Below are 23,449 nucleotides of genomic sequence, written 5' to 3' on the forward strand. Positions count from 1 at the left end.
CTCCTCGGACGGGCACCCGGAGGGGACCACAGCCCGCGCCGGGCCGCCAGGCCAAGCCGCCTGCGGCGGTCGCCTACGGCGAGCCCGGCACCCCGGCACGGCCCGCGGTCGGCTGACGCCTGCCCGACCGAGGAGGGAGCCCCCCGACCGGGGGGGTCGTACGGCGTCCCGACGCCGAGGCGGAAACATCTTGTGACCTGCGCAAACGCCTTGACGCATCCCCTAGAACTTGATTGAATTAGCAGTGTCGGAACGGGGCGGGAATCCCGGACCGGCACCACCGAGAAGCCTCAACGATCAAGGACAGAGCAGATGGACGAGGTGCACGACACCGCCGCTGCGACGGACGAGGACGGGCGTCCGTACGCGAACGGCTTCAAGCCGGCGGTGTACGAGTGGGACGGCTGGACGTGCGAGGGCAACTGCACCGTGTGCGAGAGCGGCGCGGACTGCGCTGACTGCCGGGCGTGCACCGACTTCGCGTTCCCCTATCCGCCGCACTGGGCGCGTACCTGGCAGGAAGGCGAGCCGGAGCGCGGCGTCGAGGCCTTCGGCGGACCGGGCGGCATGGCGGCCGGACGAGAACTGGTCGACGACAGCGGCGACTGGGTGCTCATCGAGCAGAACCGGGACGCTGCGGCGACGGCCCGGGCGGCCGGTCACTGGGTGGTGGAGGCGGACATCAGGACGCTGGACCCCCGCCACCCCGCACTGCGCTGCACCCGCCGCTTCCACGGCTCGCCTCCCTGCCAGACCCTCTCTGGCGCGGGGAAGCGGTCCGCGTGGGACGCCGACGAGGTCGCCCAGCTCCAGGAGATCATGTGGCAGGCCAGCGAGGCCTTCGGTTTCCTGGAGGTCGACGACCTGTGCAGCCTCTACGGTGGCCCCCACGGCTACTACGGCGAGGTCCTGGACGGCATGGAGGACCACCCCGACGCCGACGGCCGGGGCGAATTCTGCAGCGGCGGTCACTTGCCCCCTTGCATGACCCCGGCCGCGTTCCGCGAGTGGGCCGCTTCGGTGGTCTCTGACGAGCGCACCGCGCTCATGGCGGAGATGCTCATCTGGCCCATGTGTCTGGTGCAGATCGGCGCCCCTCTGGTCTCCATCACGATGGAGCAGTCGGCGAACCTACTGCGCCAGACCCCCGCCCTGGCGGAGGCCATCCAGTCCGAGATCACCAGCGTCGAGGGCTTCGGCTGGGCATGGTGCTCGTGGCAGATCGCGGACGCCGCCGACTTCGGCGCCGCCACCCACCGTGAGCGGGCCTGGATGGTCGCCACCCGCTACAAGCAGCCTCGATACGCCGACCACGTCGACGGTCAGGCGGCGGCCCGCGAGATGTTCGCCCACGTGATCAAGAAGACCGGCAAGCTGCCCGACTGGATGCCCGAGCTGGACCGCCGGATCGAGCCCTACCAGGGACGCCCCGCGCTTCCGGTCGTGACCGTCGCGGAGGCCCTGAACCTCCCGGCCACCTGGTGGGCTGACACCCGCGGCAAGCGCAAGGTCAACCCCAAGACCGGCAAGCCGCGAGGCGGCGGCAGCTTCCCTCTGAACCGGGTCGGCATGTGCGTCACCGCCCCCTGGTACGGAATCAGGTTCCGCCCGGCCGACGTCCCCCAGGGCGAGGGCACCACCACGGTGTCCCTGCCGGATCTCGGAGTTCTGGTCGGCTTCCGCCGGGACTACCCGTGGACCTACATCCCTGCCCGGGTGGGAGCGGAGGGGAAGCGGAACATCGCCCAGATGATCGCAGACGCCGTCTCGCCGTTCATGGGCGCCGCCATCTCCGCCGCGGTCCAGGGTGAGGACTGGTACAAGCCGGTATCCGGCTACCAGGCGACGCTGTATCGGCTGCACAGGAAGGCGGAGCCGAACGGGCGGCCCAAGGTCGAGGTACAGCTCACGCTGTTCGGGAACCAGACTCTGCTGCGCACCCTGTTCGCCCCGCGGACGGCAACTCCCGCCGCCGACTTGAAGCCCGCCGTCTGACCGGCGGCCGCGACCAGGCACCAATGACGAAGGGCCCCGCGATGCGGGGCCTCTTCGCGTGCGTCCGGGGGAGTAGGGCGGGTCAGGCCGAGGCGGTGCTGCCCGCCGTCACCGCGGCCGCGGCCGACCCGTCCTGAGATGGGATCGTCACCGCCGGCGAGGAGCCCTCGGAGGTCGCCGTAGACGGCTGGCCGTCGGCCTTCTTCGCCGACGGCCGCGGCCGCCGCGAGCGGACCCGGGGCCGCCGCGCCGGTTCCTCCGCACCGAGCTTCGCCAGGTCCTCCGCCGTCCAACCTGCCGCTTCAGCGTCGACGTATGCCTTGCCGTACGGCTCGTCGAGTTCGGCAAGTTGCTCCAACAGCCTGCTCCGCTTGGCCAGAACTTCCACGAGCGGCTTGGCTGCCGCCTCCCGGCGCTCCTGGAGTTCCCTCATCTTCTGCAAGATCTCGTCAGCGCTTGGCATGCGGCGATCGTAGCGCCCGGTACTTCCGGCGGCCGCCTGGAATCCGATCGAAGAACCGCAGGAAGCAGCGGCTTTGACCGCACGTCACCACCGCCTCGAAGCCTTAGAGGAGGCAGTAACCACCGGAAGCGAGTTAGTGCTTACTGATATCAGTAAGCGTGATCCACGGCTTTCGGCCCACTACTGTGGGCGGCCGTGATCTTTGGTCCGAGCACGGACCGGAAGGGTTGGAAGGAGGCCGCCGTGGCAGAGCAACCAGCAGCGGACGGCCGGCGTCGCGTACCGAAGCGTCGCCGTGAACGCGAGCCGGCAGGCCGCCGCACCAACCGGTTCCTCGTGTCATACAACGACAGCGAGCTGGCCATCGTGACCGAGGCCGCCACCCGCGACAACCAGGCCCTCGCCTCATGGGTCAGCGCCACGGCCCTGAGCGTGGCAAAGGAGAAGGTCATTCCGGTCTCGGTCGACGCCCGCGACGTCCTCGTTGAACTCATCCAGGCTCGCAATCAGGTCTCGCGCATCGGCAACAACGTGAACCAGATCGCGAAGGCTCTGAACGCTGATGGCACCGCCACCGAGGCTCAGCTCAAAGCCACCATGGACGCGATCGTCAAGGCGATCCAGCGCATGGACGAGGCGACGCTCCAAGTGATGCGCGAACGGCAACCGCGGTCGTGATGCCGAAGAAGGCCCGGGACGGGAACGACACTGCAGGGTTGCTGTTCTACCTGTACGGCCCGGGCAAGCGTGATGAGCATGTAGACCCGCACATGGTGGCGGCGTGGGACCCCTACGTCGAGGACCCGGCGCGGTCGGCGGACATGACCTTGAGGGATCTCGCCCTGCTTCTGGACGCGCCGGTGTATGCCTTGCTGGGCAAGAAGCCGCCTCAGCACGTGTACCACGTGGCGGTGCGCAACGCTCCCGAGGACAGGACGCTCACCGACGCGGAATGGGCACGGGTGGCACGCGAGATGATGCATGCCGCCGGCATCGCTCCTCACGAGGACGAGCAGGGCTGCCGGTGGATCGCGATCCGGCACGCGGACGATCACATTCACATCGTGGCGACCAAGGCCCGGCAGGACGGACGGCAGCCCAATCTGCGGCAGGACATCGTGAAGATGCACGCCGCAGCCCGGGGCTTTGAGGTGGAGTTCGGGCTGCGGCGCCTGACCCATGGGGACAAGACTGCGCGACGCTGGCCGAAGACCGGAGAGGCGGAGAAAGCCCTGCGGCGCGGGCTGACAGAGGCCGCCCGAGAGACGCTTCAGCGCGCTGCACGCGAGGCGGCCGCGGCCGCTACGAGTGACGCCGATTTCTTCGCCCGGTTGGGTGCCGCCGGGTTGCGTGTGCAGCAGCGGATCGCTCCGGACGGCAACGTGACCGGCTATTCCGTTGCGCTGCCTGGTGACCGGGATGGCAAGCAGCAGCCGGTGTGGTTTTCCGGTTCCCGTCTCGCACCAGATCTGTCTTTGCCGCGTGTGCGTGAGCGGTGGCAGCGGCAGGTTGCTGCTGCGACGGCGGAGCCGGCGGGAGTGTGGCGCGTGGCGGAGCAGAAGGTCCGTGCTGCGTCGGAGCAGCTTGGCGCGGGGGGACTTCGCCAGGGCGCGGGAGATGTGGCCGCGCTCGGGGACCTGATCGTCGTTGCCGCGGTCCTCTCGCCGGACGCCATCCGGGACCAGATGCGGCGGGCCGCAGTCGAGTTCGAGCGGGCCGCCCGGGCGCCGGTCGCCCGAGAACTGGAGGGAGAGGCGCGTGAGCTTTACCGCGAGTCGACGCAGCTCCTGACTCAGGCCACCGTGTCGGTGGGTCGCAATGACGTGGCGGCCGTGCTTGGGTTCCTGCTGGCCTTGCTGGCTGCGGTGGAGGCGTCGCGGCGTTGGCACGAGGCACAGGAGCACCGAGCCCAGGCCGAGGCGGCTGGACGGGCTGGTCGTCTGCTGCATGAGGCGGTCGAGGTGACCGCTGGCGTGACTGCGGCACGGGAGTTCCGGCGACGTCCGAAGCGTGCGGCCGCACGCGCAGGTGGTGTGCGGAGGGCGCCGTTGGTGTCCGGTGAGCGGCCGATGGTGGGCGTGGTCCAGCAGGCAGTGCCTGAGCATGCGCGTGCGGTGCTCACGGACCCGGCGTGGCCCGCGCTCCGTGAGCGTCTGGTGGCGATCGAGCAGGGAGGGGAGGACCCGGCGGAGGTTCTGGCCGCAGTCGCTGCTCGGCGGGAGTTGACCTCGGCGGAATCGGTCGCGGAGGTGCTTACATGGCGGTTGGACGGGTGGCGGCGCCGTAGCGGTAAGGCGGCGGACGCCTCCAACAGGGGCCCGTCGCCGCAGTCCGTCGGCGGCACTGGACGGGCCAGCGGGGGACGCCCCATGCAGACTCCTGGGGCGACGCGTCGGCCACCGGGCGATGAGCCACACAGGGGCCCAAGACGGGCCCGATAACGAGGGGAGCGACAGGATGGCAACACCGATGCCGGAGCGGGGAGAGCCGTACGCCGACGCGGCCGCGGAGGCGGTACAGACGTCTGTCATGGCAGTCCGTCTGGTCTTGGCCGTCGCGGACGCTGTGCGGCGTCATCAGCAGCGGCGGAACGGGAAAGGTGAGGAGGAGCTGCCGCCGGTCGAGCAGTCTGGCTCGGTGGCAGCTGACAGCGTTACGAAGCTGCTTCCCGCGGACATCTCGGCAGCGCTGATGCAGAACGCGGAGTGGCCGCAGATGGCGCAGCAGCTGGTTGGGTTGCAGCGTGCAGGCGTGGACCTGGGCGACTTCTTGCCGCGCCTCAGTGAGATCGCGGTGTCGGTGCGGGACGCGGCCATGGCGAACGCCGAGCGCGTGGACCGTGAGGGCACAGGGGAGTGGGAGCGGACGCTGCGCGAGATGCTGCCAGCCGGTCCGGTGCGTGAGGCGATCGTCTCTTCTCCGACGTGGCCGGACATCGCGGCGAAGATGGCGGAGATCGACCAGCGGGGTGTCGACGTACGGAAGATCCTCGCAAGTGCGCACGACGAGGGGGTCGGTGTCGACCAGGCCATTGCGCGCGTGCTCGCAGCGAACCCGACGCCGGCGTTGAGCCGGGATGCGAAGCGGACCTCAGGGCCGCTGACGATCGGGCTGGACGTGCCATCCGACCTGGATTTGAGCGACCGTGAGCGGGCGCTCAACCAGTTGGCCATCGTGGAGGACAACGCGCGCTATGTGCGTTGGGTGCGCGAAGCGATGCCCGGATACGAAACTGCGGCTGACGCACTGGTGATACACGAGTATTGGCCTCTGATTGCTGCCCGTATGGCGAAGATGGAGACGCAGGGGAAGCCGGTGCGCGAGCATCTCGCGCGGTTGCTGCAGAACACGTCATGGGAGGACGGTCCTGTGTCGCAGCTGGGGGCGCGCCTGGTCGAGGCCGCCAGCGAGACGCTGCAGCGGCCACTGGGTGAGGGCTCGGCTTCGCGGGCGAAGGTGAACACCGCGGCGGCTCGGGCGCAGTCGGTGACGCTGGACCCTACTAAGCGGCAGGGTGCCAAGGCAGCAGCTGATGCAGAGACTGTTGGCATCGCCCACCGGCAGCAGAGCGGACCGGCTCCCAGCCGCGGTAAGAGCCGCTAAGTCGCACTCCGCGGGTGCCGCAGGCTTCGACGTTCTGTGGCACGCGCGGGTGCCACAGAACAGACCGTGCACCGGGGGTGATTCCCTGATCTTCTAGAGTGATCAACATGCGATTGAAGCTTGTTATCACCCTGGCTGCGGCCGGTCTTCTCGCGACAGGATGCGGGGGCGGGAAGTCTGATTCGAGTGATGCTGACGCCAAGGTATCGGCGCCGGCAAAGGTGACGATGACGCAGAGACTCACCGACCCGGGCAGCAGCCCCGATCCGGAGCCTTCGCCTTCGCCCGCCGACTCGGCGCCGTTCAATGAGCAGGTTGCCTACGAGCTGCAGAAGCGGACCTTGAAGATGGCCCACGCCCCGGGCAAGACGACGGGAGAGTGCCCCAAGGGTCTGTCGTCGAAGGAGGGCACGAAGGCCACCTGCACGACCACGTACGAGGGCCTGAAGGTCCAGTGGAAAGTCACCGTCGGCGACAAGGCTGCCTGGTCATTCTCCGGCGATTACGTCACCTTCGACGCGACACCGAGCACGGGGATCATCACTCGTGACGGCGTGGCACGCTTGCTGTTCGGCAACTTCAGTCCCGAGTACGTGCTGTGCAACAACATTCCCAAGGCCACCCTTGCGCCGCTGAACGTCGCCTCCAAGTACAGCTGTGAGCCGGTCTACAAGGGCGACAAGCCGCACGGCTACGGGACGCCTGTTCGGGCTACCGAGGACGGCCCCCGCTCCTACTGACCGTCGCCCTTGCTCGCGTCCGTCGTGCGCGGTCGTTCACGGACGGGTGGCGCCGTAGTAGTCGGCGTCCGGCATGGCGGACGTGAGGGACACCAGCTCGACGTCGCGGCCGGTGCGCGGAGCCTGGATGACGCGGCCGTCGCCTGCGTACATCGCGACGTGGTAGATGCCGCCCGAACCGCCGTGCGACCAGAACAGCAGATCGCCGACCTTCAGGTCCTGTTTCGAGACGGGGTGGTCGGAGGTGGCGCCGTACTGCGCGGCCGCGGTGCGCGGCAGCTGCACATCCGGCCAGTAGGCGTACTGCATCAGCGACGAACAGTCGAAGCCGACAGTGCTGCTGGCGACGCACTTGCCGTGGAGGTAGCCGGAGCTGCCGTCGCAGAAGCCGGTTGAGGGGCCGTTGGGGCCACCGCCCCCATAGGCGTAGGGGGTGCCGATTCTGGTGGCGGCCTTGCGGGCAGCATTCGCGCCGTCTCCGGAGCCGGAGATCTCCACGGCGCCGGGCCCCTCGAAGCGAGGCATGCTCGTGAGGATGATGCGCACGTAGTTGTAGGTCTGGCCACCTGCGAACGAGGCCGGTGGCACCCCGTGGTAGGTCTCGACGGCCCCCCAGCCGGCGTTGTATCCGGCCAGGGCGAGCGCGCGCACATCGCCGCCGAAGCCGCTCGCCTTGGCCTGTTTGATCAGTGAGCACATCATGCGGCCCTGGGCCATGACGGCGTCGCCGATGTCCCACGGACTGGCCGTGCCGTTGCCGTCGGCATCACGCCCCCAGGTCGCCCAGGTGGCGGGCATGAACTGGGCCGGTCCCTCGGCGCCGACGTAGCTGCGGGCCTGGTTGCGGAAGCCGGACTCCTGGTTGAGCTGAGCGGCCAGCAGCGCCGGAGACAGCTCCGGCTCTTGGCACTCCGCGGCTGCCTTGAGGATCCACGTTCGGTACTCGGCCGGAACGTTCCTGAGCCCTTCTCCTCCGTCGGAGATCTCGGTGGCCTCGGCATCGTCGTCGGCGAGCACCATGACCATCAGGCCGGTGATCGCCAGCAGGGCCACGGCGATGGCCGCGGCGACGGCCCTGATGAGCCACTTCACGTGTTGAGCTCCCCCCGGAGACGGCTACTGCCTGTTGCGTCGTCGATGTACCTGAGCTGTGACTTGTTGGGAGGCCAGGCCCTGTCCGCGCGGCCGCGCCGGTCTGGGTGAGGGCCCCAGCCCCTGCAGGGCGAAGTCCCGCCCTTTGCCGCGTCACCCGGCGCACAGCACGCCCAGGGGCGTTGCTGGGCTCGGGGACCGACGGCGGATCGGTCAGTTCTCAGCGCGCCTCCAGGCGCTGGGCACCAGGCCGGGCAGGCGGTGGGCGACCTGGTGCTCACCCTTGGTGCACCCGGCGAAGGGACCGGTAGAGCTGCGCAGTTCCCGTAGCGCGGGGTCCAGGTGGTCGCGGTGCCACACCGAGGGGCCGGTGTAGCCGCAGGACGCCGGATCCGTCAGCTCCTGCCAGGCCAGCCACAAGGCGTGCAGGCGGGCGATGGCCACGGGGTGCTCGAACCACAGGTGACACCAGCGGGCGTCGGCGCTCGGCTCGGCGAGGTAGCCGGGCACGAGCACGCCTTCCACCCATTCGATCAGCGCGCGCAGTTCGGCGTCGTACTCGGGCGGGTCGAGCAGCAGGATGAACGGCGGGTACTGCCATGCGTCCTCGAGGCCGGGCTCGCCGGCGGGAGCCTCCTCGAAGGCGTCGCCGTCGCGAGCGCCCGCGTCCTCGCCGAGGCCTGCGCCGACGGTCTCGGTGACCGCCTTGACCTGCGCGGAGAGCCAGGTGACCTGCGCTTTGAGGTCCTCCAGGTCCTGGACGAGGCCGAGGGGGACGTCGAAGTCGGGCACGTCAGGATCACCGGCCACGGCGGGCCTCCTGCCGCTCCTCGTACGCGGCCACGGCGCGCTTGGTGATGGCGGTCTCCTCGGCCTTCATCTGGGCGCCGATGTGGGCCATGGCTCGCTCCTCGTACCAGGGGCGCAGGGCGATCTGTGCGACCGGCATGCCGGTGGACATCAGCAGGGCCGTGCCCTTGCGCATGGCGCGGATCTGGGCGGGGTCCATGACCTGCTCGCGCTGCTCACTGAGGGAGTAGGAGTAGCCCTCCTTGGACTTGCTGTATGAGCCGCGGTTGACCTCGTGCATGCCTAGCAGGGAGGCGATGCCCTGGGCGAAGTTCCAGTCGTCGACGCCGACACCGACGATCTTCTTGGTGGCGGCGGACCACATGGCGTCCATGCCGACCTCGCCCCAGGCCTTCACGCCCTGCCGGTAGGACTGAAGGATCACGAAGGGGGTGATGCCGCGCGAGCCGAGGTGGCTGTAGAGGTCGGGCAGGTCGGCGATGCGGCAGATGTTGGCGGCCTCGTCCAGAACGGCGCGCATGGGCTCGGGCAGGCGGCCGCCGTGCCGTTCGCCCGCCTCGGCGCCGGCGGTGAACACGGCGTCGGCGAGGGCGGCGACGACCGCGCTCGCGGGCCCGCCCTTCTTCGACAGCAGGTAGAGGGTGTCCTTGCTGGTGGCGAAGTGCTCAGGGTCGAACCTGGGGCGGTGCTTGTCCGGCGTCACCCAGGCGAGCACCTTCTCGTCCCGCAGTGCGCTGACGGCGGTGCGCGCGTTCTGGTAGATGCCGCTTTGAGTCTCCGGCGCGATGTTGACGGAGGATTCGACCTGCTCAGCGAGGACCGGTTCGTGCTCGTAGAGCACCCGCATGGGGTCCTTCTCGTTCGGGTCGGACAGCCACCGCATCACGTCCCGGACAGTGCCGCCGCTCCACCAGGCGGCGCGGAACAGGCCGACCAGGAGATCCCCTGCGGCTTGGCTCCAGAAGGGATCGGCCTGCTCGCTGGTGATCTGGACGATGAAGTGACTCGCGAGGCGTTCGGCGCCCTCCAGTGTCTCCGCCTGGGCGATCATGTCCCACCACATCTGGCGCTCGGCCTGGGCCACGCCCTGGGTGTCGAAGATCCAGGCACGGCCGATGCGTGAGCGGGAGGCGAGGGTGGCGGCGTAGACATCGGCCTTGTTGGACGTCATCAGCAGCGCGCCCGGTGCCTCCTCTGCCACCGGGATGGCCAGTGAGGTGGACTTGCCTGCGCGGGGCGCCATGATGGCGACGTAGGTGTCCTCGTCGGAGCCGCGCAGCTCCACGCCGGAGGGCAGGTGGTCGCCGAGCAGCACGCCGCGGTCGGCCGGTTTGACCTCCTTGGGGTTGGTGTCCTTGAGCGAGGCGCGCAGCCGGGTTGCGGTGCGGGCGGCGTGCTTGGGCGTGAGCTCGCGCACCTGATGCAGGGTGGCGAGGTGGGAGGGGTTGCGGTACCAGCGGAAGCCGAGCTTGATTCCCCACGCGATCAGGGCAACGACGGCGAGGTCGAGCAGCGTGGCGCCGACGGCGGAGGCCGTCTGGGAGTGCGGCCACACCGCCGCCCAGTCGGTGACCATGCGGTACACGGTCAGCGGGGAGGCGGGAGCGGCTTCGGCGCCGGTGAGGACGGCGCCGGTAGCGGCGCCGGCCCAGCTGGCGGCGGACAGGGTGACCAGGCCGCCGAGCAGCACTCCGCCGGTTGCCCAGGCGCGGTCGCTTTCCGTCATCATCGGCTGCCCACCCCCGGGGTGCGTCTGCGGTTGTTGTCGGTCTTGTAGAGCCGCTGCTCGGTGGCGGTGAGTTCGAGAGCGGCCGCGATGCCCGGGCGAGTGCCGAGCTTGATCAAATACTTGCCGCGGCCCGGGTGGCGGACCTTGTCGTCCTCCGGGCGGTCGGCGCCGTCTTCGCCGTCATGGGTAGGGTCGATGTCCAGGCCGGTGGACGTCGCCGACGCCCACGAGCTGATCATCAAAATCTCCTGCTCGGTCAGCGACCGCTTGCCGGTGACGCGCTGCAGCTCCTCGGTCGTGCTGGCGCCGAGCACCCAGGTGTCGCACCGGTCCATCAGACCGCGGGCCTTGGCCCGGTCCATCTCGGTCGGCAGGGCCTCCACGTCGAGCAGGCTGTGCGTCACGTAGATCGTCACGTCGTCCGTCGTCCTGTTCAGCCGGGAGATGGCGTCCATGGCATCGACCAGGCCAGGACCGCTTCTGAGAGCCCGCCACATTTCGTCCATGGGCAGCACCAATTTGCGGTCCATCAGGCCGATGGAGCGGGCGCTGTCGATGCTGGAGTAGGTGTACGCCCAGGTCGCGATCATCCCGGCGGAGACGACGTCATTGCCGCGGGCCCGCAGGGCGGAGATGTCCACCGACACGGCGGGCGCGTTGATGTCCAGCGGTGTCGTGGTGGCACCGTCGAAAAGGCCCCTGAGTGGGCCGCCGATCAGGTTGTCGAGGCCGGCGATGACCGACCGGGTCAGGTCCTGGTAGCGCTCGCCGTCGGCGGCGAGCTTCACCCGCAGCGCCTCGGGAGCGGTGCGCAGGACGTCTGTGACGTCCCTGACGATCGGGTCGCTGTCGGAGGGCTGGCCGTCGGAAGCGATGTGCACCGCGGTGTCGAGCGCGCTGCGCTCGATCTCGTCCGGGGAGCGGCCCAGTCCATGCTTGGTGGACAGCAGAGCCACCAGGGTCTCCAGGCGGCGCCCGTTGAGCACATCGAGCAGGGCCTGCCGACGCTCGGCGGGCAGGGACTGGACGCGGCCCTTGAGCGGGCCGGAGTCGAGTGGGTTGATGCGGCCGATGCCGTCGCCGATGCGCACCACCGACCCGCCCAGCTCGGAGATCAGCTGGCTGTACTCACCCTTAACATCGCCGGGCACCACCACCATGTGCCCGTAGGCGGAGTAGACCAGGCAGATTCGCTTGACCAGCGCGGACTTGCCCGCACCGGGCTGGGACATGACCCACACGCCGGGGTTGGTCGTGAGTCGGCCAGTCCAACCGGAGGGATCGATGCACACCAGCTCTCCGGTGAGCACGTCCCGGCCGACGGGGACCCCGCGCGGTGGAAGCCCAGAGCCGAGGAGGAACGGGTAGATGGCGCCTGCCTGGGTGGAGGGACCGGTGTAGACCGTGCCGGTGTCCTCGACCGGGACGCGCCCGCCGAACCGGCCGTGCCAGCCGAGGCGGGGCGCGAACCGGTTGCGGAGGCGCCGCTGTTCACGGCGCTCTGAACGGGTCGGGGCCTGCTCGGTGACTGGGGTGACCCGCTTGGGCGATGTCACCTGCGGCAGTTTGGTCTTGCGTGCCATCAGTCCCTCACCAGCGGGTTGTAGCCCAGCGGCAGCCCGGCCGCGAACACGGCGGCCTGTGCACCGAACGCGGGGCGCATGCGGATGCCCCGGGTGGCCTTGATGGCGCGCTCCAGCTCCTGGCGGGCGGCGGGCAGATCGGCAGTAGATCGGGCGGTGACGGTGACCATGAGCGTCCAGTCGACGACCTGGGCGCCGCCGGCCACCTGGGCGGCGGCCTGCTCGGCGCGCTGGGCGTCGGCCTTCTGCGACCACTTGGCGCGGCCCTTGACCTCGGCGGTGGCCTGCGCACGGTTGTAGGCGTTGCTGATCTCCCGCTCCAGCACGGCCTCGCCCTCGTGCGGGTCGAGCACCCGGTAGGCCAGGGTGATGCGGCGCTGGAAGCGGCCCGGCGCCAAGAGGGGCAGCAGCACGCTGTAGGCGATCGGGCGGCGCGGCATCTCCCGCAGCACCCAGCTGATGCTGACCCCGCCGTCGTGGGCGTACTCCTCCCATCCGTCGTCCGCGGCCTGCGGCCCGCACTCCGACCAGGACAGCTCCGCGAAGTCGCTGTCTCGGGCGTTGAAGACCGCCGGGTCGTAGGCGGCCCGTACCAGACGGCGAAGGTCGACGTCGGTGCAGCGGCGCTCGATGTCGGTGCCGGTGCCGGACAGGTCGAGGGAGTCGACCACCCGCAGGGCCTCGGCCACCTGCTCCGCCAGGTCGGCCGGCGGGTTCGCCGAGGCGTTGGGGTCGACTGTCACGCTCATCCACGGCGCCACGCTGGCCGTGGCGTGCGGCGTCGTGCGCACCAGGTCGTCGATGACCCGCTTCGCGAGCTGGGGGGCACGCGGATCCTTGCGGGCCTTGACGTCGTCGCCGAGCGCCTCCCCCGCGCCGGGGGTGATCTGGATCGTGACGCTGGCGCCCTTGATCTGGTCGTCGGTGCTCATCGCGTCCAGCACGCTCGACCAGGTGCGCAGGCTGGAGTGCACGGTGCCGGTCGGGGCCATCAGGCTGCCGCCGGGGGCGAGCAGCGTGGTGATGGTCATGTAGCCGCGGGCGCGGTCGTGAACGACTCCCACTGACCGTCCTGTTGTGGGGTCGTGGGCCTTGATCAGGGTCGACGTGGCGCCGACCCCGGGCAGGTCGAGGGCGTAGGGGTGAGGCAGCAGGACCCGCCGGTAGGAAGTGGCCTCGAACCGGGCGGCCCGCCGCCAGGCGAACTTGGCCCAGTAGTAGGCCAGTGCCGACATGCCGTGGCGGCGAGCGGCCGCGAGCCCGATCACCGCGGCGGTGAGCGGAAGCGTCACGAGCAGGGTGACCGGGGCCTGACTGCCGACGATGCCCTCGGCGACCAGAGCCCCGGCCGCAGCGATGGTGGCGGTCTTTCCCAGACCGCCGATACCGAAGTCCTTGCGGGCACGGAACCCGTCGGCCATCAGCGCTGACGGCACCTCGTGCGTAGTCACTGGGTATTCCCTCCGTTCCCGATCTGCCTGCTGGCGCCCTTGATGCCGTTGCTGACGCCGTCCAGGACCTGGATCCCGATAGCGGCAACGCCAGCCGCACCTGCGGCCTGGCCGGTGCCCGCTCCGGCGGCGGCGTTCGCGCTACCGGTCGGCGCGCCGGTGACCGGCACAGATCCGTCCTGGCCGCTGGCCTGCCGGGGAACTGCGCTCTCGTTGCGGGCAGCCTGGGCCTGGGCATCGCCTCGCTGACCGTCCTGCCCGTCCCGGCCTGGCTGGCCCGACTGCGGGCCCATGCTGTGCTCGACGAATTGGGCGTGCTGCATCGGCGTGGCCGGCTCGGGGGCCGCGCCTGCGCCGTCGCCTCCGTTGCCGCGTCCGGCGATGAAGCCGGCGGCGCCGACGAAGGCGCCGCTGATGCCGCCGGAGGCCATGCCCGCCCCCACGGCTTCGCCGAACGGGGCGAAGATCCGCGTCAACGGCCCGGGGGCGAGAACTGCGAGGAGCAGCGTGGCGCAGCCGCGGAGCCACTCAGCCAGCGTCTTCGAGGAGCCGAACTCCGCGAAGCCGGTGCAGATGATCACGGCGAGGATCGGCTTGTAGGTGATGACCACCATGATCGAGGTGATCAGGCGGGGCGCCCACTGGCGGGTGGCATCCCCGCCGACCCGGCCTGCTCCGGCCACCGGCAGCAGCAGGCACTGAATGGGGATGGCGCTTTGCCGGAGGAACACCAGGATCATCTGGATGAAGCCGATCAGCAGCAGCGCCAGCACGATACCGATCACGATGACGGGGTTGGAGACGCCAGCGGGCACCATCACCGCGACGATGCGGTCATAGGCTTGATCGTTGTTGGAGAACGTGGCGTTGACCAGGCCGTTGGTGAGGGCGTCTCCGATCTGCAGCAGAGTGGCGACGATGCCCACGCCGATCGCGGAGAGCACGAGATTCTCCACCCATCCGGCCATCGCCCGGCCGAGATGTTTGGTCTGGCCTGTGACGGCCATCTTGCCGATCTGCCACATGGCCCCGGCTGCCGCGATCACCAGCCCGAGCCACGTCAGCATGCCTGCCAGGGTGGCGCCCTGGCCGAACAGGCCGGTGGCCTCCAGATCCAGTGAGGGGCCCAGCAAGGCAACGGTGAGGACTTTCCTGATGATCCACTTTGTGGCGTCCTGACCGGACTTGATGACGTCGCCGAGGAGGGAGTCCCAGACGCTTTTCCACGCCTGCGAGACCTTCTTCTGGGTGGCGTCGCCGACCTTGTCGCACAGGTCGGAGTGGGTCAGCTTGTTGACGCCGGAGATGATCGCGTGGCCGAGGAGCCCGCCGCCGTAGTCGCAGGCGACTTCCACTCCGGTGCTGATGGGGCCGTCGGCCGCGGCCGGCTGGGGCACGGCCACCAGCCCGAGGAAGGCCGTCAGGGCGAGCAGACACGCTGCCAGTCGCCTCACGATGCCTCACGGATGGCGACCCACCCGACCTCGTTGAACTTCGCGTCGCCCGGGGCGGCCATCTCCGGCTTCGGCTGGCCGTCCGTCTGCTGGGAAGCACGCACGAGCGCAGCGGAGGACATCTTCCAGTCCCCGTCCTGCCAGACCCCGGCCATCAGGGTGCGGGTGTAGGAGGCGGTCTCCTTCTGCGTCTCTCCCGCCTTCTTAGTGATCTTGGCCAGCAGCCAGACACTGACCTCGTCCCGGGACGCCTTGATCACCTTGTAGGCGATGACCGTGTTGCGCACGTACGCCCCTGACGGCAGATCGCTGCCGGCCGGCAGGCCCATGCTCTGGTGCATCTGCTTGTCCGCGTCGATCGACGCAAGCTCCACGTTCTCGGCGTTCTGCGCCGTCTGGTCGGCCCGCGCCACGTACGAGTGGTAGTTGGCCAGCTGCTCGTCCCGGAGAGTCCGCCCGCCTTCGACGTCGGTGGAGTTGGCGGCCGCGAGCATCGCGACCGCCCCCTCGGTGGTGTGCGGGTACACGACCTGGTTGCCGTAGCGGTCGGTGTGCTCGCCCCGCGGCAGCGCCGACCACCGGTCCGGTTCGATCCAGTCGTCCGGCTCCGTGTAGGTCGGTCCGGGGGTCACCGAGCCCGACGCGCTGGGGTGGGCGCCGCCCTTGCCCGCGCTGCTGTGGCCGTCGTCGTCTCCGCTGAGCGCCAGATAGGCGGTCAGGGCCAGCACGACGGCAAGCACGGCCCCGGCCAGCCACACGCCAGGGCTGTTCCATGTCCCCCTCGTACGCGACATCTCAGCCGCCCGCGATGCCGTTGAGGATCGCGATCAGCGAGCCGGCAAGCAAGATCGCCGCCACGCCCGCGCCCATCCATTTGAACGGCTCGGAGCCGCCGCCGTGCCCCCGCTTGTCCGACCACACCAGCTTGTAGACGCCGATGCCCGCGCCGGCCGCGCCGGCCAAGACCAACAGCCACAGCCCGTAGCCGAAGATCTTCGAGATCGGGCCTTCCAGCTGCGGGATCTTCGTCGGGGTGGCGCCTGGGATGATGCCCGCGAGCGTGACCCACTCCGTGGCCGTGTGCATGGTCATTTTCCTTCCATCTGGCGCCGCAGCTTCTCGGCTGCGGCCCTCACGTCCTTGTGCTGCAGGGCCTCGTCGGCCCCGTCGACGGTCCGCAGGACCGGCAGATACGGCACCCTCGCGGTTCCCGCCAGCCGCGACTGCAGGGCCCGAAAGCGGTACCGAGCGGCAGGTACCGGGCGTACGGGCGCGTCGGAGATCAGCAGTAGCCAGGGGCGAGGCAGCCCGGCCCAGTTGCGCAGCATCTGCTCCACGCACTGCGCGCCGTAGACGGTGGTCTCCGCCAGGAGCACCGGCCGCGCTCCGTACGGGATGGGCTCACCGGGCTGCAGCAGGCGAGCCGCACCGCTGCCGTCGGGATCCAGCATCCGAGCCGCGGTCGCGCCGGCGATTCCGTACCCATGGACGGGGATCAGTGCGTACCGGAGCCCGACCAGTGCCGTGCCCTGCAGGTCTGAGGTCATCGCGTGGGGCGATGGCAGGGTGCTCATGCCGTGTCCGGGGCGGGAGGCAGTTCTGTGGCGGACGCCGTGTCGGGGGTCGAGTTGTCCTCTTCCGGCGAGGTGTCGGTGAGTCGCCAAGGCGGCGGAGCGCTGGCGGTGGTCGGCCAGAACGTCGGGGAGGCGTGTCCGAGGTACCAGGCGGGTGGCGTGTAGTCGGGCGTGAACTCCTCAGCTGGCCACTGCGTGGGAGTGGGCAGTTCGGGGGTGCTCATGTGATCTCCACGTTGGTTTACGACAGGGTGCGGCGGGCGCTGTGTACTCCCTCGGCGAAGTCCCTGGCGGCTGCCGCCGCGGCGGCAGCGGGGCTGTTCGGCTGGTCCTGCATCCGGCGGATGACGGCGGAGCCGACCACCACCGCGTCGGCGAAGCCGGAGGCGTACTCCGCCTGGGCGGGCGTGCTGATGCCGATTCCGACCGCGACCGGCAGGCGGGTCGCCTCTCGAAGGCGGCGGACCAGGCGCGGCAGGTAGGGACGGAGGGGACCCTGGCCGCCGGTAGGACCGGGGGTCGCGGGAGCGTAGACCATCCCCGTGGTGGCCGCGCCGATCGCGGCCAGGCGTGCGGCAGAGGCATGTGCTGGTATCAGGGCGATGGTGCTCAGGCCCGCTGCGCCGGCGGCTGCCTGCCAGCCGGTCGCCTCGGACTCTGGCAAGTCGGGGATGAGGACACCGGACCCACCCGCGGCGGCGAGCTCGTAGGCGAAGGGGCGGGGTCCGTACTCCGCGATGGGTGCCCAGTAGGACATCACCACCAGCGCGGCCGGTGAGGAAGCGGACAGCTCCGAGGCGGCCGCGAACAGGTCGCGCATGCGGAACCCGCCGGCCAGGGCCTCGGCGGCAGCTTGCCGGATCACCGGACCGTCGAGGACCGGATGGGTGTGGGGAACGCCAAGCTCCAATACATCGGCGGACTGGGCCATGAAGTGGAGGGCGTCCACGCTGGCTGAGCGCGTCGGGTAGCCGATCGGTAGGTAGAGGCCGAGCGCGGCCCGGCCCTCGGCACTGCTGGCTGCGAGGGTTCGTTCGAGGCGAGTGGCGGGCCATGACGAGGTTCTGGACACAGGAGGACTCCAGGGCTTGAAGGCGTCGCTCATCGGGTGACGTTGGCCGGGGAAGCAGCACGGGATCCCGGGCCTGGCCCTTGAAGTCGAAAACCCGTTCGGGGTGCCGCCCGGCGGGCGGCATCCCGCTGGAGAGGCCTCGGGCCCTAGTAGAGGTCGGGTCCCGACGTCATCGTCGACGTACGACTCGAATCGTTGGTAGGCGGGCGAGTCGAATCATTGACGGCCGTACCGCTGCAGACCGGGACAGGGCGGCGATCGCGGCCGGGCCGGTCAAGCACGTCGCAGCGGCTGTACGAGCTGGTGCTGCGCTGACGCAGGCCGCTGGAAGCGTTCCTGTGGTCAGTCACAGAGGGGTGCTTTCCTCGCTGCCCGCTGCGCCAGCAGAGGACAGTTGTGATCACGTCACGGGGGATTCAGGCGCCGCCGCGGCGGATGATGAGGACTTCCGCGCCTTCCGGACCGGAACGCGGATGGTGCACGTCTTCAGCCGGCCTCCGCCAACAGTCCCACGGGCCGTAGGTCCTCCCGTCCTCGTCCACGAGCGTGCCAGCGAGCACGATGGCGATCTCCTCGTGGCTGCCGTGCTGGCACGCTTCGCGGGGGTGGTTCGGGGACCACACGACGCGGAAGATCTCGCAGGCGCCCTCCATCAGGAGGGGGAACAGATCTACACCTTCGAGTTCCTTCCTTTCATCCGCCGTGGTGACCCCGGCGAACGGCGCGCCCTCGGTCTGATGCAGAGTCAAAGTGGATCTCCTTGACAACAGGATGGCGAGTGGCTCAGAACCGCGTTCCAGCGAACGCGTTGAGACATCAGGCGGGTGTTGCCCCGTCCTGAAGACGCGTTCGCTCCGGATGGGCGAGCCTCACGGTAGATCCGGCTGCCGACTCGGGCCATTGCACAGGTGCACATTCGGCGAAGGTTGAGTCGGCGATGTGCACTGCCCAAGCGTCGTTTTGTCCCGGGCAGTGCACATCGCCGATGCGGTGGTCGTCTACCTGCACAGCCTCGGGAACAGGGCGCGTGAATGGGCCTTCTCGGAGCCGCATTCATGCAAGTAGGCCGACCCGCGTGGCTTGCCTCGCAGGCCGGCGTCGACTGGACGGAGACCTGGGAGCCGTCGCTGCAAGTGACTACGAGGGCGCCGGCGCGTCCTTCAGCTCCGGCGTGCCCGTGAGCAGGTAGGAAGCGATATAGATGTCGGCGATGCTGACCACGTCCGTGTCATGGACGCTCACGAACTCAGTGGTCGCGTCCACGCCTAGTAGCTGTGAGGCCCTGGCCGTACGCGCTCGCACCGTCGATGCGGACAGCCCCAGAGCCCGGGCCGTCTCCTTGACCGAGAGGTCTCTCTGCAGCCATACGCGTACCGTCTCCAGCAGATCTCGGTGATCGGCTTGCAGCGCCCGCAGCCGGTGTTGGGCCCACTCCTTGACCTCTGGGCCTGCCATGAGGTCAGCGAGTGCGGGAGCCTGGACATCAGCGACGTCGTCCTCCGGCGCGGGGAGCGCCAGAATATTCAGAGCGAGCAGGACCAGGACGCGGTCATTGAGCCGGTCGAAATCGAGCCCGAGCAGGGACGCTGCTCGATCGAGCCGGTTTCGGAGGGTGTTGCGGTGAATCTGCAGTCCCTTGGCTGCCTCGGTGCCCTTGAACGACAGTCCCGTCGGCAGGGTGTGAAGAAGCGTCTCGTGTTCGGGCTTGCCCAGCAGGGGTGCGAGGAGTGACTTCGCCCAAGCCTGCGCTTCACGGCGAGGTAGAAGCGGGGCGAATTTCGGCTCCGCGCCGACCGCGATCCGCTCCGGAGCACGGGCCGCGTGACGGACGGCTTCCGCGGCCTCCGTGTAGCCGGCACCGCTGGCCTCCAGCGCGTACGGCGTACTCTCGCCCATGAGCAGCCACTCGCGACTGCCCACGATCCGACGGAGGTCGGGTTCGACAACCTCGTCCCGTGCGGTCGGCGTGATGACGATGATCTGCCGATCCTTTCCAGGGCACGGGGACACCAAGGCCTTGCCATGGAGTGCTCGTTCACACAGCTCCAGCGTCGGCTCCCGTTCCTGGGCGCCGGTGTCGATGATCCGGACGATGACCTCGTCCGTGTCCATCAGCTCTCGGGAGATCGTGCCGGCGATGACCTGGCCGGTGACGACTTGCCCGGTCAAGAGGAGCTGTGTCGCCGCCTGACTGACCGCCCGGGGTGCCAGAACGGCAGCGTGGTGGTCTCGACGGGCCTGCTCGCACAGGCCCAGCACCTTGGCTGCATGCTGGATCAGTCGTCCGGCAGTCTCATCGAACGGCCGGTGCGATCCGATGGCGAGCACCGTCTCATCTTCTGTGCCATGGATCTGCACGATCCGGTGCTGGACACCGTCAGGAGAGGGAGTGCTCAGCACTGCAGCCCGCGCCAGGTTGGAGCTGGTCTCAGGGGCAGACGCCAAGAGCCCTCTGCCATCGGAGTGCACGACCACATCCGCATCCAAGGCTGTGGCCAGCCACGACACGATGCGGTCGGCGGCGTGCGGATTGGCGAGCTGACTGGGCAGGCTACTCAGAAGCCCGTCGAGCTGTTCTACCTGCCGTTCGGCCATCAGCGCGCGCTGTTGCTGGAGGTGTTCGTTGACTCCCTGCCACTGCGTGTCTGCAGTGGTGATGAGGAGAGGCAACTGCAGCTGCTCAGCCAGAGTACGGATGGCGGGAGGCACATGGGGGACGTGGCCAAGCGCTTGAAGGACGAGTCCTGATGCCCGGCACCGCTTCAGGTAGCGCAGGAGCTGTTCGAGGGCGGCTGCGCCGTGCTGGTTGAGTTCACTCGTCAGGCCGACCAGAGCCAGGGCGCCCGGTTCGAGGGCGGCGTTCGGCCTGACTGCCGGTTGGGTCAAGGGAACGACAGCGACCTCATTGACCCGGACGTTCGCGTACAACCGGGCATGCGCGGGATTGAGAAAGCGGAGTCGCAGTTCCGGCCGCTCAGAGATCAGATACCCAAAGGTCGGCATCTCCCCCCTCCGTTCTTGCTTGGTGGTGCGTCGTGAGGGCGGGGGCCCGATACCTCCGGACCCCCACCCGGCTCACCATTGTCCAGTGAGCACGGTGGGGGCCGAGCTACGGGGGTGCCACAGACCTGGGTGACTGCCTGTTACGGCCGCGCAGGTATGGTGCGATGCCGCTGTGAACTATCGGTGATCAGTCGTGCTTCTCGCTTCGCCAGGCCCTGTACTCCTGGCGCACGTAAGCCCTCGTTCCACCGGCGCTGTCCCATCCCGGCTCTGTCGGGCCGAACGGCGCGTCTACCTGGTCCTTGTGTGCGAGGTCGTGCTTCAACAGCTCGAACGCCGACGTGGCCGCTTGGTGGTTGGCCTGCATGACATCCTCATCGAGGCACATCCCGAGGAAACCCGCGAGCTGCAGTTCGTGTGCCCGGCGATCCCAGTAAGCCGCCCGCCGCAAGAGGAGGACACGGCTGTGGGGCTGCTGGGGTCCGGCCGCCGCTTGTGCGCCGGCATCAGGCGTTGCGAGCAACTCCAGCTCCTCGTCCAACAATGGCGGTGCCTCAGCGTAGGCCTCACGGTAGTTGGGTGCGCCCGGGAACTGCGGGACGTCGTGCGCCATCCAGCTGAAACCGCAGGCGCGGCAGCGGAATGCAGCGATGTCCTGCCCACCGCTGTCGTTGGGGACCAGCTCCGCGTCGAGGTCCAAGCTGCTGCACACCGGGCAGGGGATCGAGGGGTAGGTGAGCATTGAACAATTCTCCTGATCGGCAGTCTCGGCTGGGGCGTTCGTAGTAGTCGCCGGCGGCGCCCGTGGTCGTCGTCCTGTGGCAAAGGACTGCGGACTGCTCTGTCACTCGGGCCCACCTGGGCGTGGTTCGCTCAGTAAGGGGGCGCGTCTGTAATGGCGGACGACCTGCGGTTGCCCCCCTCGGTGACCCAGCCCGGTACCGTACGGCGGCTTACGCCGGACAGCTCGCTCAGACGGACCGGCCCCGTGTCCTGGAGGACGGAAGCCTCGTACATGAGACGACGCAGACTTGTTTCCGTCGCCGCGAGCTCGGACAGCAGCAGGTGGCGGCGAACGCCGACAAGCGAGACGCGCTGCTCCGCGGTCATCTGCGACCAAGTGACTTCAGGCCGATCGCCCAGCGCGACCAGCCGTTCAGCCAACTCCGGCCAGTCGTAGATGTGCGGGCTCATGTCGGTCCAGGCAGCGACCCGGAGCAGATGATTGCGGCGTTGCTCGGCCAGTTCGGCGGTATCGTCACCCGGATCACTGGCTATCGGTTCGGGGTCCGGCAGTGGATCGGCCACGGCCCGCTCGGCGCGGGTGGCCGGGGGGATCTCCTCTGCGCGCACGGTGACGGGCTCTGTCACATCCCACCAGGTCAGGTGCGGCTGAGAGCTAGGACTGAGCTTCGTTCCCCACGCTTCGCCGCAGGTCAGACAGCGCCGCCACACCCTGGCTGCCTCCTCGCGCGTGGCAGGCAGCACCAACGGTGGCGCCGCGTGGCACAGCGTCGGTATGGCCCAGGTGATGCTGTATGCCGCGTGCTTGCCCTGGAAACCGCATGCGTCCAAGTCCGGGTGGGGGACGACACGCAGAATGGCGCCTCGGTTTTCGACTGCCAGGCCTGCGCCGGCAGGCGTCTTGGTTGCGACCAGTGCGCCCCTGCGGCTCAGTTCGTGGGAGAGGAGGAGTGTCGGCGCGGCATCCTCACTCTCGTGCACCATCACGGCCAAGTCCACGGGTAATCCTCCTGCTGAAAGGGGAGTGGGAAGTGCTTCCCAGGTCTCATGGGAAGCACTTCCCGCATTACTCCAACGGAGAGTAGCGCGCGTGCCTTGCAGGTCTCCGCCGGTCTGTTCGCCCGGGTAGGAATCCTGGTCAGCGAGACCGCCGGGGACCGCGGCCACTGGGAGTGGTGGCGGCCTCGGTGACGTCCCATCCGCTGTCGACGCGGGCGCGGAGTGTCGGGTAGGAGACGACGCAGTCGGGATGCTTGCTGAGCTGGGACAGGGTGTAGGTGCCGTCGAAGACCTCGTAGGTGGCTGCTGCGGGGCCGCGCTGTGCGGTGCGGGCCCGGGCGGGCTTGGCCGGCGGGCGGCGTCTGGTCGGCTTCTCCTTCGGCTCGGGGTTCTCCCGGTAGAGGCTGAGGAGCTGGCCCCGCTGCATGGGGCTCAGGGGGAACTCCTCGATGCGCCGTTCGGCTGCCGCCTCGATGGCTGCCTGCCACTGGGCGCGGGCCTGGGCGGGGTCCTGGGCGTGGGTGTGCACGGCGTCGGTCCACGCGTCGTCGAGGTTGTCGAGCTGCACGCGCGGGGCGACCTGTGCGGAGGGGCGGCCGGAGACCTTGACGGTCTGCAGGCGGAGGTTGCGGGCGATGGCGGCGGCGTACCGGGCCATCGTGGCCAACCCGTCGCGGGCCTGGGGGTCGGCGAGTTCCCCGGCGGTGCCGAGGGGTGTGGTGGCGATGGGGATGGCGCTCAGCGTGGCCCGGTGCTGGTTGGCGTGGACCGCGGTGGACAGCACTGCCCGCAGGGTCGAGTTGGGGGCGAGGGTGCCGCGCTCGGCCGCGGCGATGGCGTGCTGCACCACGGCGGAGTGCTGCGGAGCGTCGCTGAGGAGAAACGCGCCGCGCCAGGGCTGCGGCCAGCCGTGCAGGTCGAGGAATTCCAGGGGGGCCGGGCCGCCCGCCTTGGTGGTGGACCAGGCGGTCATCGGGTCGAGCTGCTTGGTTGTGAGCCATCCGCCGGGCAGGCGGTCGCCGTCGTGGTGGGCGACGGCGTCCACGCTGCCGTCCTCGGTGGCGTGGAGGCGGATTCGGCGGTTGGGCCAGGTGAGCAGGTCGAGGCGGCCGGTGGGCGTGCGGGTGCGCATGGGGG

At 69.4% G+C, this 23,449-nt stretch carries 22 protein-coding genes; 5 read left to right on the forward strand and 17 right to left on the reverse strand.

What is annotated here, in order from left to right; genetic code table 11:
* Positions 1 to 312 precede the first annotated feature (312 nt).
* A complete protein-coding gene (locus tag GV126_RS35435; protein WP_159675534.1) occupies positions 313 to 1,995 on the forward strand; it encodes a class I SAM-dependent methyltransferase in 1,683 nt (560 codons plus the stop codon).
* Positions 1,996 to 2,077: 82 nt separating this feature from the next.
* On the opposite strand, the gene GV126_RS35440 is transcribed toward GV126_RS35435, so the two are convergent.
* Positions 2,078 to 2,458 carry a hypothetical protein gene (locus GV126_RS35440; protein WP_159675535.1) on the reverse strand — a complete coding sequence of 127 codons (381 nt, stop codon included), beginning with the start codon at positions 2,456 to 2,458 and terminating at the stop codon, positions 2,078 to 2,080.
* 243 nt (positions 2,459 to 2,701) lie between these two features.
* Between GV126_RS35440 and GV126_RS35445 the strand changes: the two genes are divergently transcribed.
* From GV126_RS35445 to GV126_RS35460, 4 genes are all read left to right on the forward strand, one after another.
* Positions 2,702 to 3,136 carry a MobC family plasmid mobilization relaxosome protein gene (locus tag GV126_RS35445; RefSeq protein ID WP_159675537.1) on the forward strand — a complete coding sequence of 145 codons (435 nt, stop codon included), beginning with the start codon at positions 2,702 to 2,704 and terminating at the stop codon, positions 3,134 to 3,136.
* A gap of 38 nt (positions 3,137 to 3,174) precedes the next feature.
* The gene (locus GV126_RS35450; RefSeq protein ID WP_159675539.1) at positions 3,175 to 4,899 is read left to right on the forward strand and encodes a relaxase/mobilization nuclease domain-containing protein; all 1,725 of its coding nucleotides are present in this window, start codon (positions 3,175 to 3,177) and stop codon (positions 4,897 to 4,899) included.
* A 16-nt stretch (positions 4,900 to 4,915) separates the two neighbouring features.
* Positions 4,916 to 6,061 carry a hypothetical protein gene (locus GV126_RS35455; protein ID WP_159675541.1) on the forward strand — a complete coding sequence of 382 codons (1,146 nt, stop codon included), beginning with the start codon at positions 4,916 to 4,918 and terminating at the stop codon, positions 6,059 to 6,061.
* A 227-nt stretch (positions 6,062 to 6,288) separates the two neighbouring features.
* Positions 6,289 to 6,801 (forward strand): hypothetical protein, encoded by a 513-nt coding sequence (locus GV126_RS35460; protein ID WP_236570405.1) that lies wholly within the window; start codon positions 6,289 to 6,291, stop codon positions 6,799 to 6,801.
* Positions 6,802 to 6,837: 36 nt separating this feature from the next.
* Here the strand turns inward: GV126_RS35460 and GV126_RS35465 are convergent, their stop codons facing one another.
* The 16 genes from GV126_RS35465 to GV126_RS35540 all read right to left on the reverse strand — a co-directional run.
* Positions 6,838 to 7,893 carry a C40 family peptidase gene (locus GV126_RS35465; protein WP_159675545.1) on the reverse strand — a complete coding sequence of 352 codons (1,056 nt, stop codon included), beginning with the start codon at positions 7,891 to 7,893 and terminating at the stop codon, positions 6,838 to 6,840.
* Positions 7,894 to 8,106: 213 nt separating this feature from the next.
* Entirely contained in the window at positions 8,107 to 8,703 is a 597-nt protein-coding gene (locus tag GV126_RS35470) for a DUF4913 domain-containing protein (RefSeq protein ID WP_159675547.1), read from the reverse strand.
* Complete coding sequence (locus GV126_RS35475; RefSeq protein WP_159675549.1) at positions 8,693 to 10,432, reverse strand: type IV secretory system conjugative DNA transfer family protein; 1,740 nt, start codon at positions 10,430 to 10,432, stop codon at positions 8,693 to 8,695. Before GV126_RS35475 ends, GV126_RS35470 begins: the two co-directional genes overlap by 11 nt.
* Positions 10,429 to 12,015, reverse strand: coding sequence for a putative type IV secretion/conjugal transfer ATPase (locus GV126_RS35480; RefSeq protein WP_159675551.1), 1,587 nt, complete (start codon positions 12,013 to 12,015; stop codon positions 10,429 to 10,431). Before GV126_RS35480 ends, GV126_RS35475 begins: the two co-directional genes overlap by 4 nt.
* Positions 12,015 to 13,466 (reverse strand): SCO6880 family protein, encoded by a 1,452-nt coding sequence (locus GV126_RS35485; protein ID WP_236570406.1) that lies wholly within the window; start codon positions 13,464 to 13,466, stop codon positions 12,015 to 12,017. The genes GV126_RS35480 and GV126_RS35485 overlap by 1 nt, the downstream gene beginning before the upstream one ends.
* Complete coding sequence (locus GV126_RS35490) at positions 13,463 to 14,920, reverse strand: hypothetical protein (RefSeq protein WP_159675553.1); 1,458 nt, start codon at positions 14,918 to 14,920, stop codon at positions 13,463 to 13,465. The genes GV126_RS35485 and GV126_RS35490 overlap by 4 nt, the downstream gene beginning before the upstream one ends.
* Positions 14,917 to 15,678 (reverse strand): hypothetical protein, encoded by a 762-nt coding sequence (locus GV126_RS35495; RefSeq protein ID WP_236570407.1) that lies wholly within the window; start codon positions 15,676 to 15,678, stop codon positions 14,917 to 14,919. Before GV126_RS35495 ends, GV126_RS35490 begins: the two co-directional genes overlap by 4 nt.
* A 37-nt stretch (positions 15,679 to 15,715) precedes the next feature.
* Positions 15,716 to 16,012 carry a hypothetical protein gene (locus tag GV126_RS35500; protein WP_236570408.1) on the reverse strand — a complete coding sequence of 99 codons (297 nt, stop codon included), beginning with the start codon at positions 16,010 to 16,012 and terminating at the stop codon, positions 15,716 to 15,718.
* Positions 16,009 to 16,494, reverse strand: a complete 486-nt coding sequence (locus GV126_RS35505; protein WP_159675557.1) for a hypothetical protein — start codon at positions 16,492 to 16,494, stop codon at positions 16,009 to 16,011. The genes GV126_RS35500 and GV126_RS35505 overlap by 4 nt, the downstream gene beginning before the upstream one ends.
* Complete coding sequence (locus GV126_RS35510) at positions 16,491 to 16,718, reverse strand: hypothetical protein (protein ID WP_159675559.1); 228 nt, start codon at positions 16,716 to 16,718, stop codon at positions 16,491 to 16,493. Before GV126_RS35510 ends, GV126_RS35505 begins: the two co-directional genes overlap by 4 nt.
* 17 nt (positions 16,719 to 16,735) lie before the next feature.
* Positions 16,736 to 17,599 carry a tryptophan synthase subunit alpha gene (trpA, locus tag GV126_RS35515; RefSeq protein WP_159675561.1) on the reverse strand — a complete coding sequence of 288 codons (864 nt, stop codon included), beginning with the start codon at positions 17,597 to 17,599 and terminating at the stop codon, positions 16,736 to 16,738.
* Positions 17,600 to 17,982: 383 nt separating this feature from the next.
* Positions 17,983 to 18,315, reverse strand: coding sequence for a cupin domain-containing protein (locus tag GV126_RS35520; RefSeq protein ID WP_159675563.1), 333 nt, complete (start codon positions 18,313 to 18,315; stop codon positions 17,983 to 17,985).
* A 388-nt stretch (positions 18,316 to 18,703) separates the two neighbouring features.
* Complete coding sequence (locus GV126_RS35525; protein ID WP_159675565.1) at positions 18,704 to 20,569, reverse strand: helix-turn-helix domain-containing protein; 1,866 nt, start codon at positions 20,567 to 20,569, stop codon at positions 18,704 to 18,706.
* A 187-nt stretch (positions 20,570 to 20,756) separates the two neighbouring features.
* The gene (locus GV126_RS35530) at positions 20,757 to 21,311 is read right to left on the reverse strand and encodes a hypothetical protein (RefSeq protein WP_159675567.1); all 555 of its coding nucleotides are present in this window, start codon (positions 21,309 to 21,311) and stop codon (positions 20,757 to 20,759) included.
* Between the two features lie 131 nt (positions 21,312 to 21,442).
* Positions 21,443 to 22,312: a hypothetical protein gene (locus tag GV126_RS35535; RefSeq protein ID WP_159675569.1), complete on the reverse strand. Its 870-nt coding sequence runs from the start codon at positions 22,310 to 22,312 to the stop codon at positions 21,443 to 21,445.
* 139 nt (positions 22,313 to 22,451) lie between these two features.
* Positions 22,452 to 23,449, reverse strand: a 998-nt coding sequence (locus GV126_RS35540; protein WP_159675571.1) for a type I-E CRISPR-associated protein Cse1/CasA, incomplete at its 5' end; no start/stop codon positions are given.

It is taken from the genome of Streptomyces mexicanus, assembly GCF_902506575.1.
Lineage (GTDB): Bacteria > Actinomycetota > Actinomycetes > Streptomycetales > Streptomycetaceae > Streptomyces > Streptomyces mexicanus.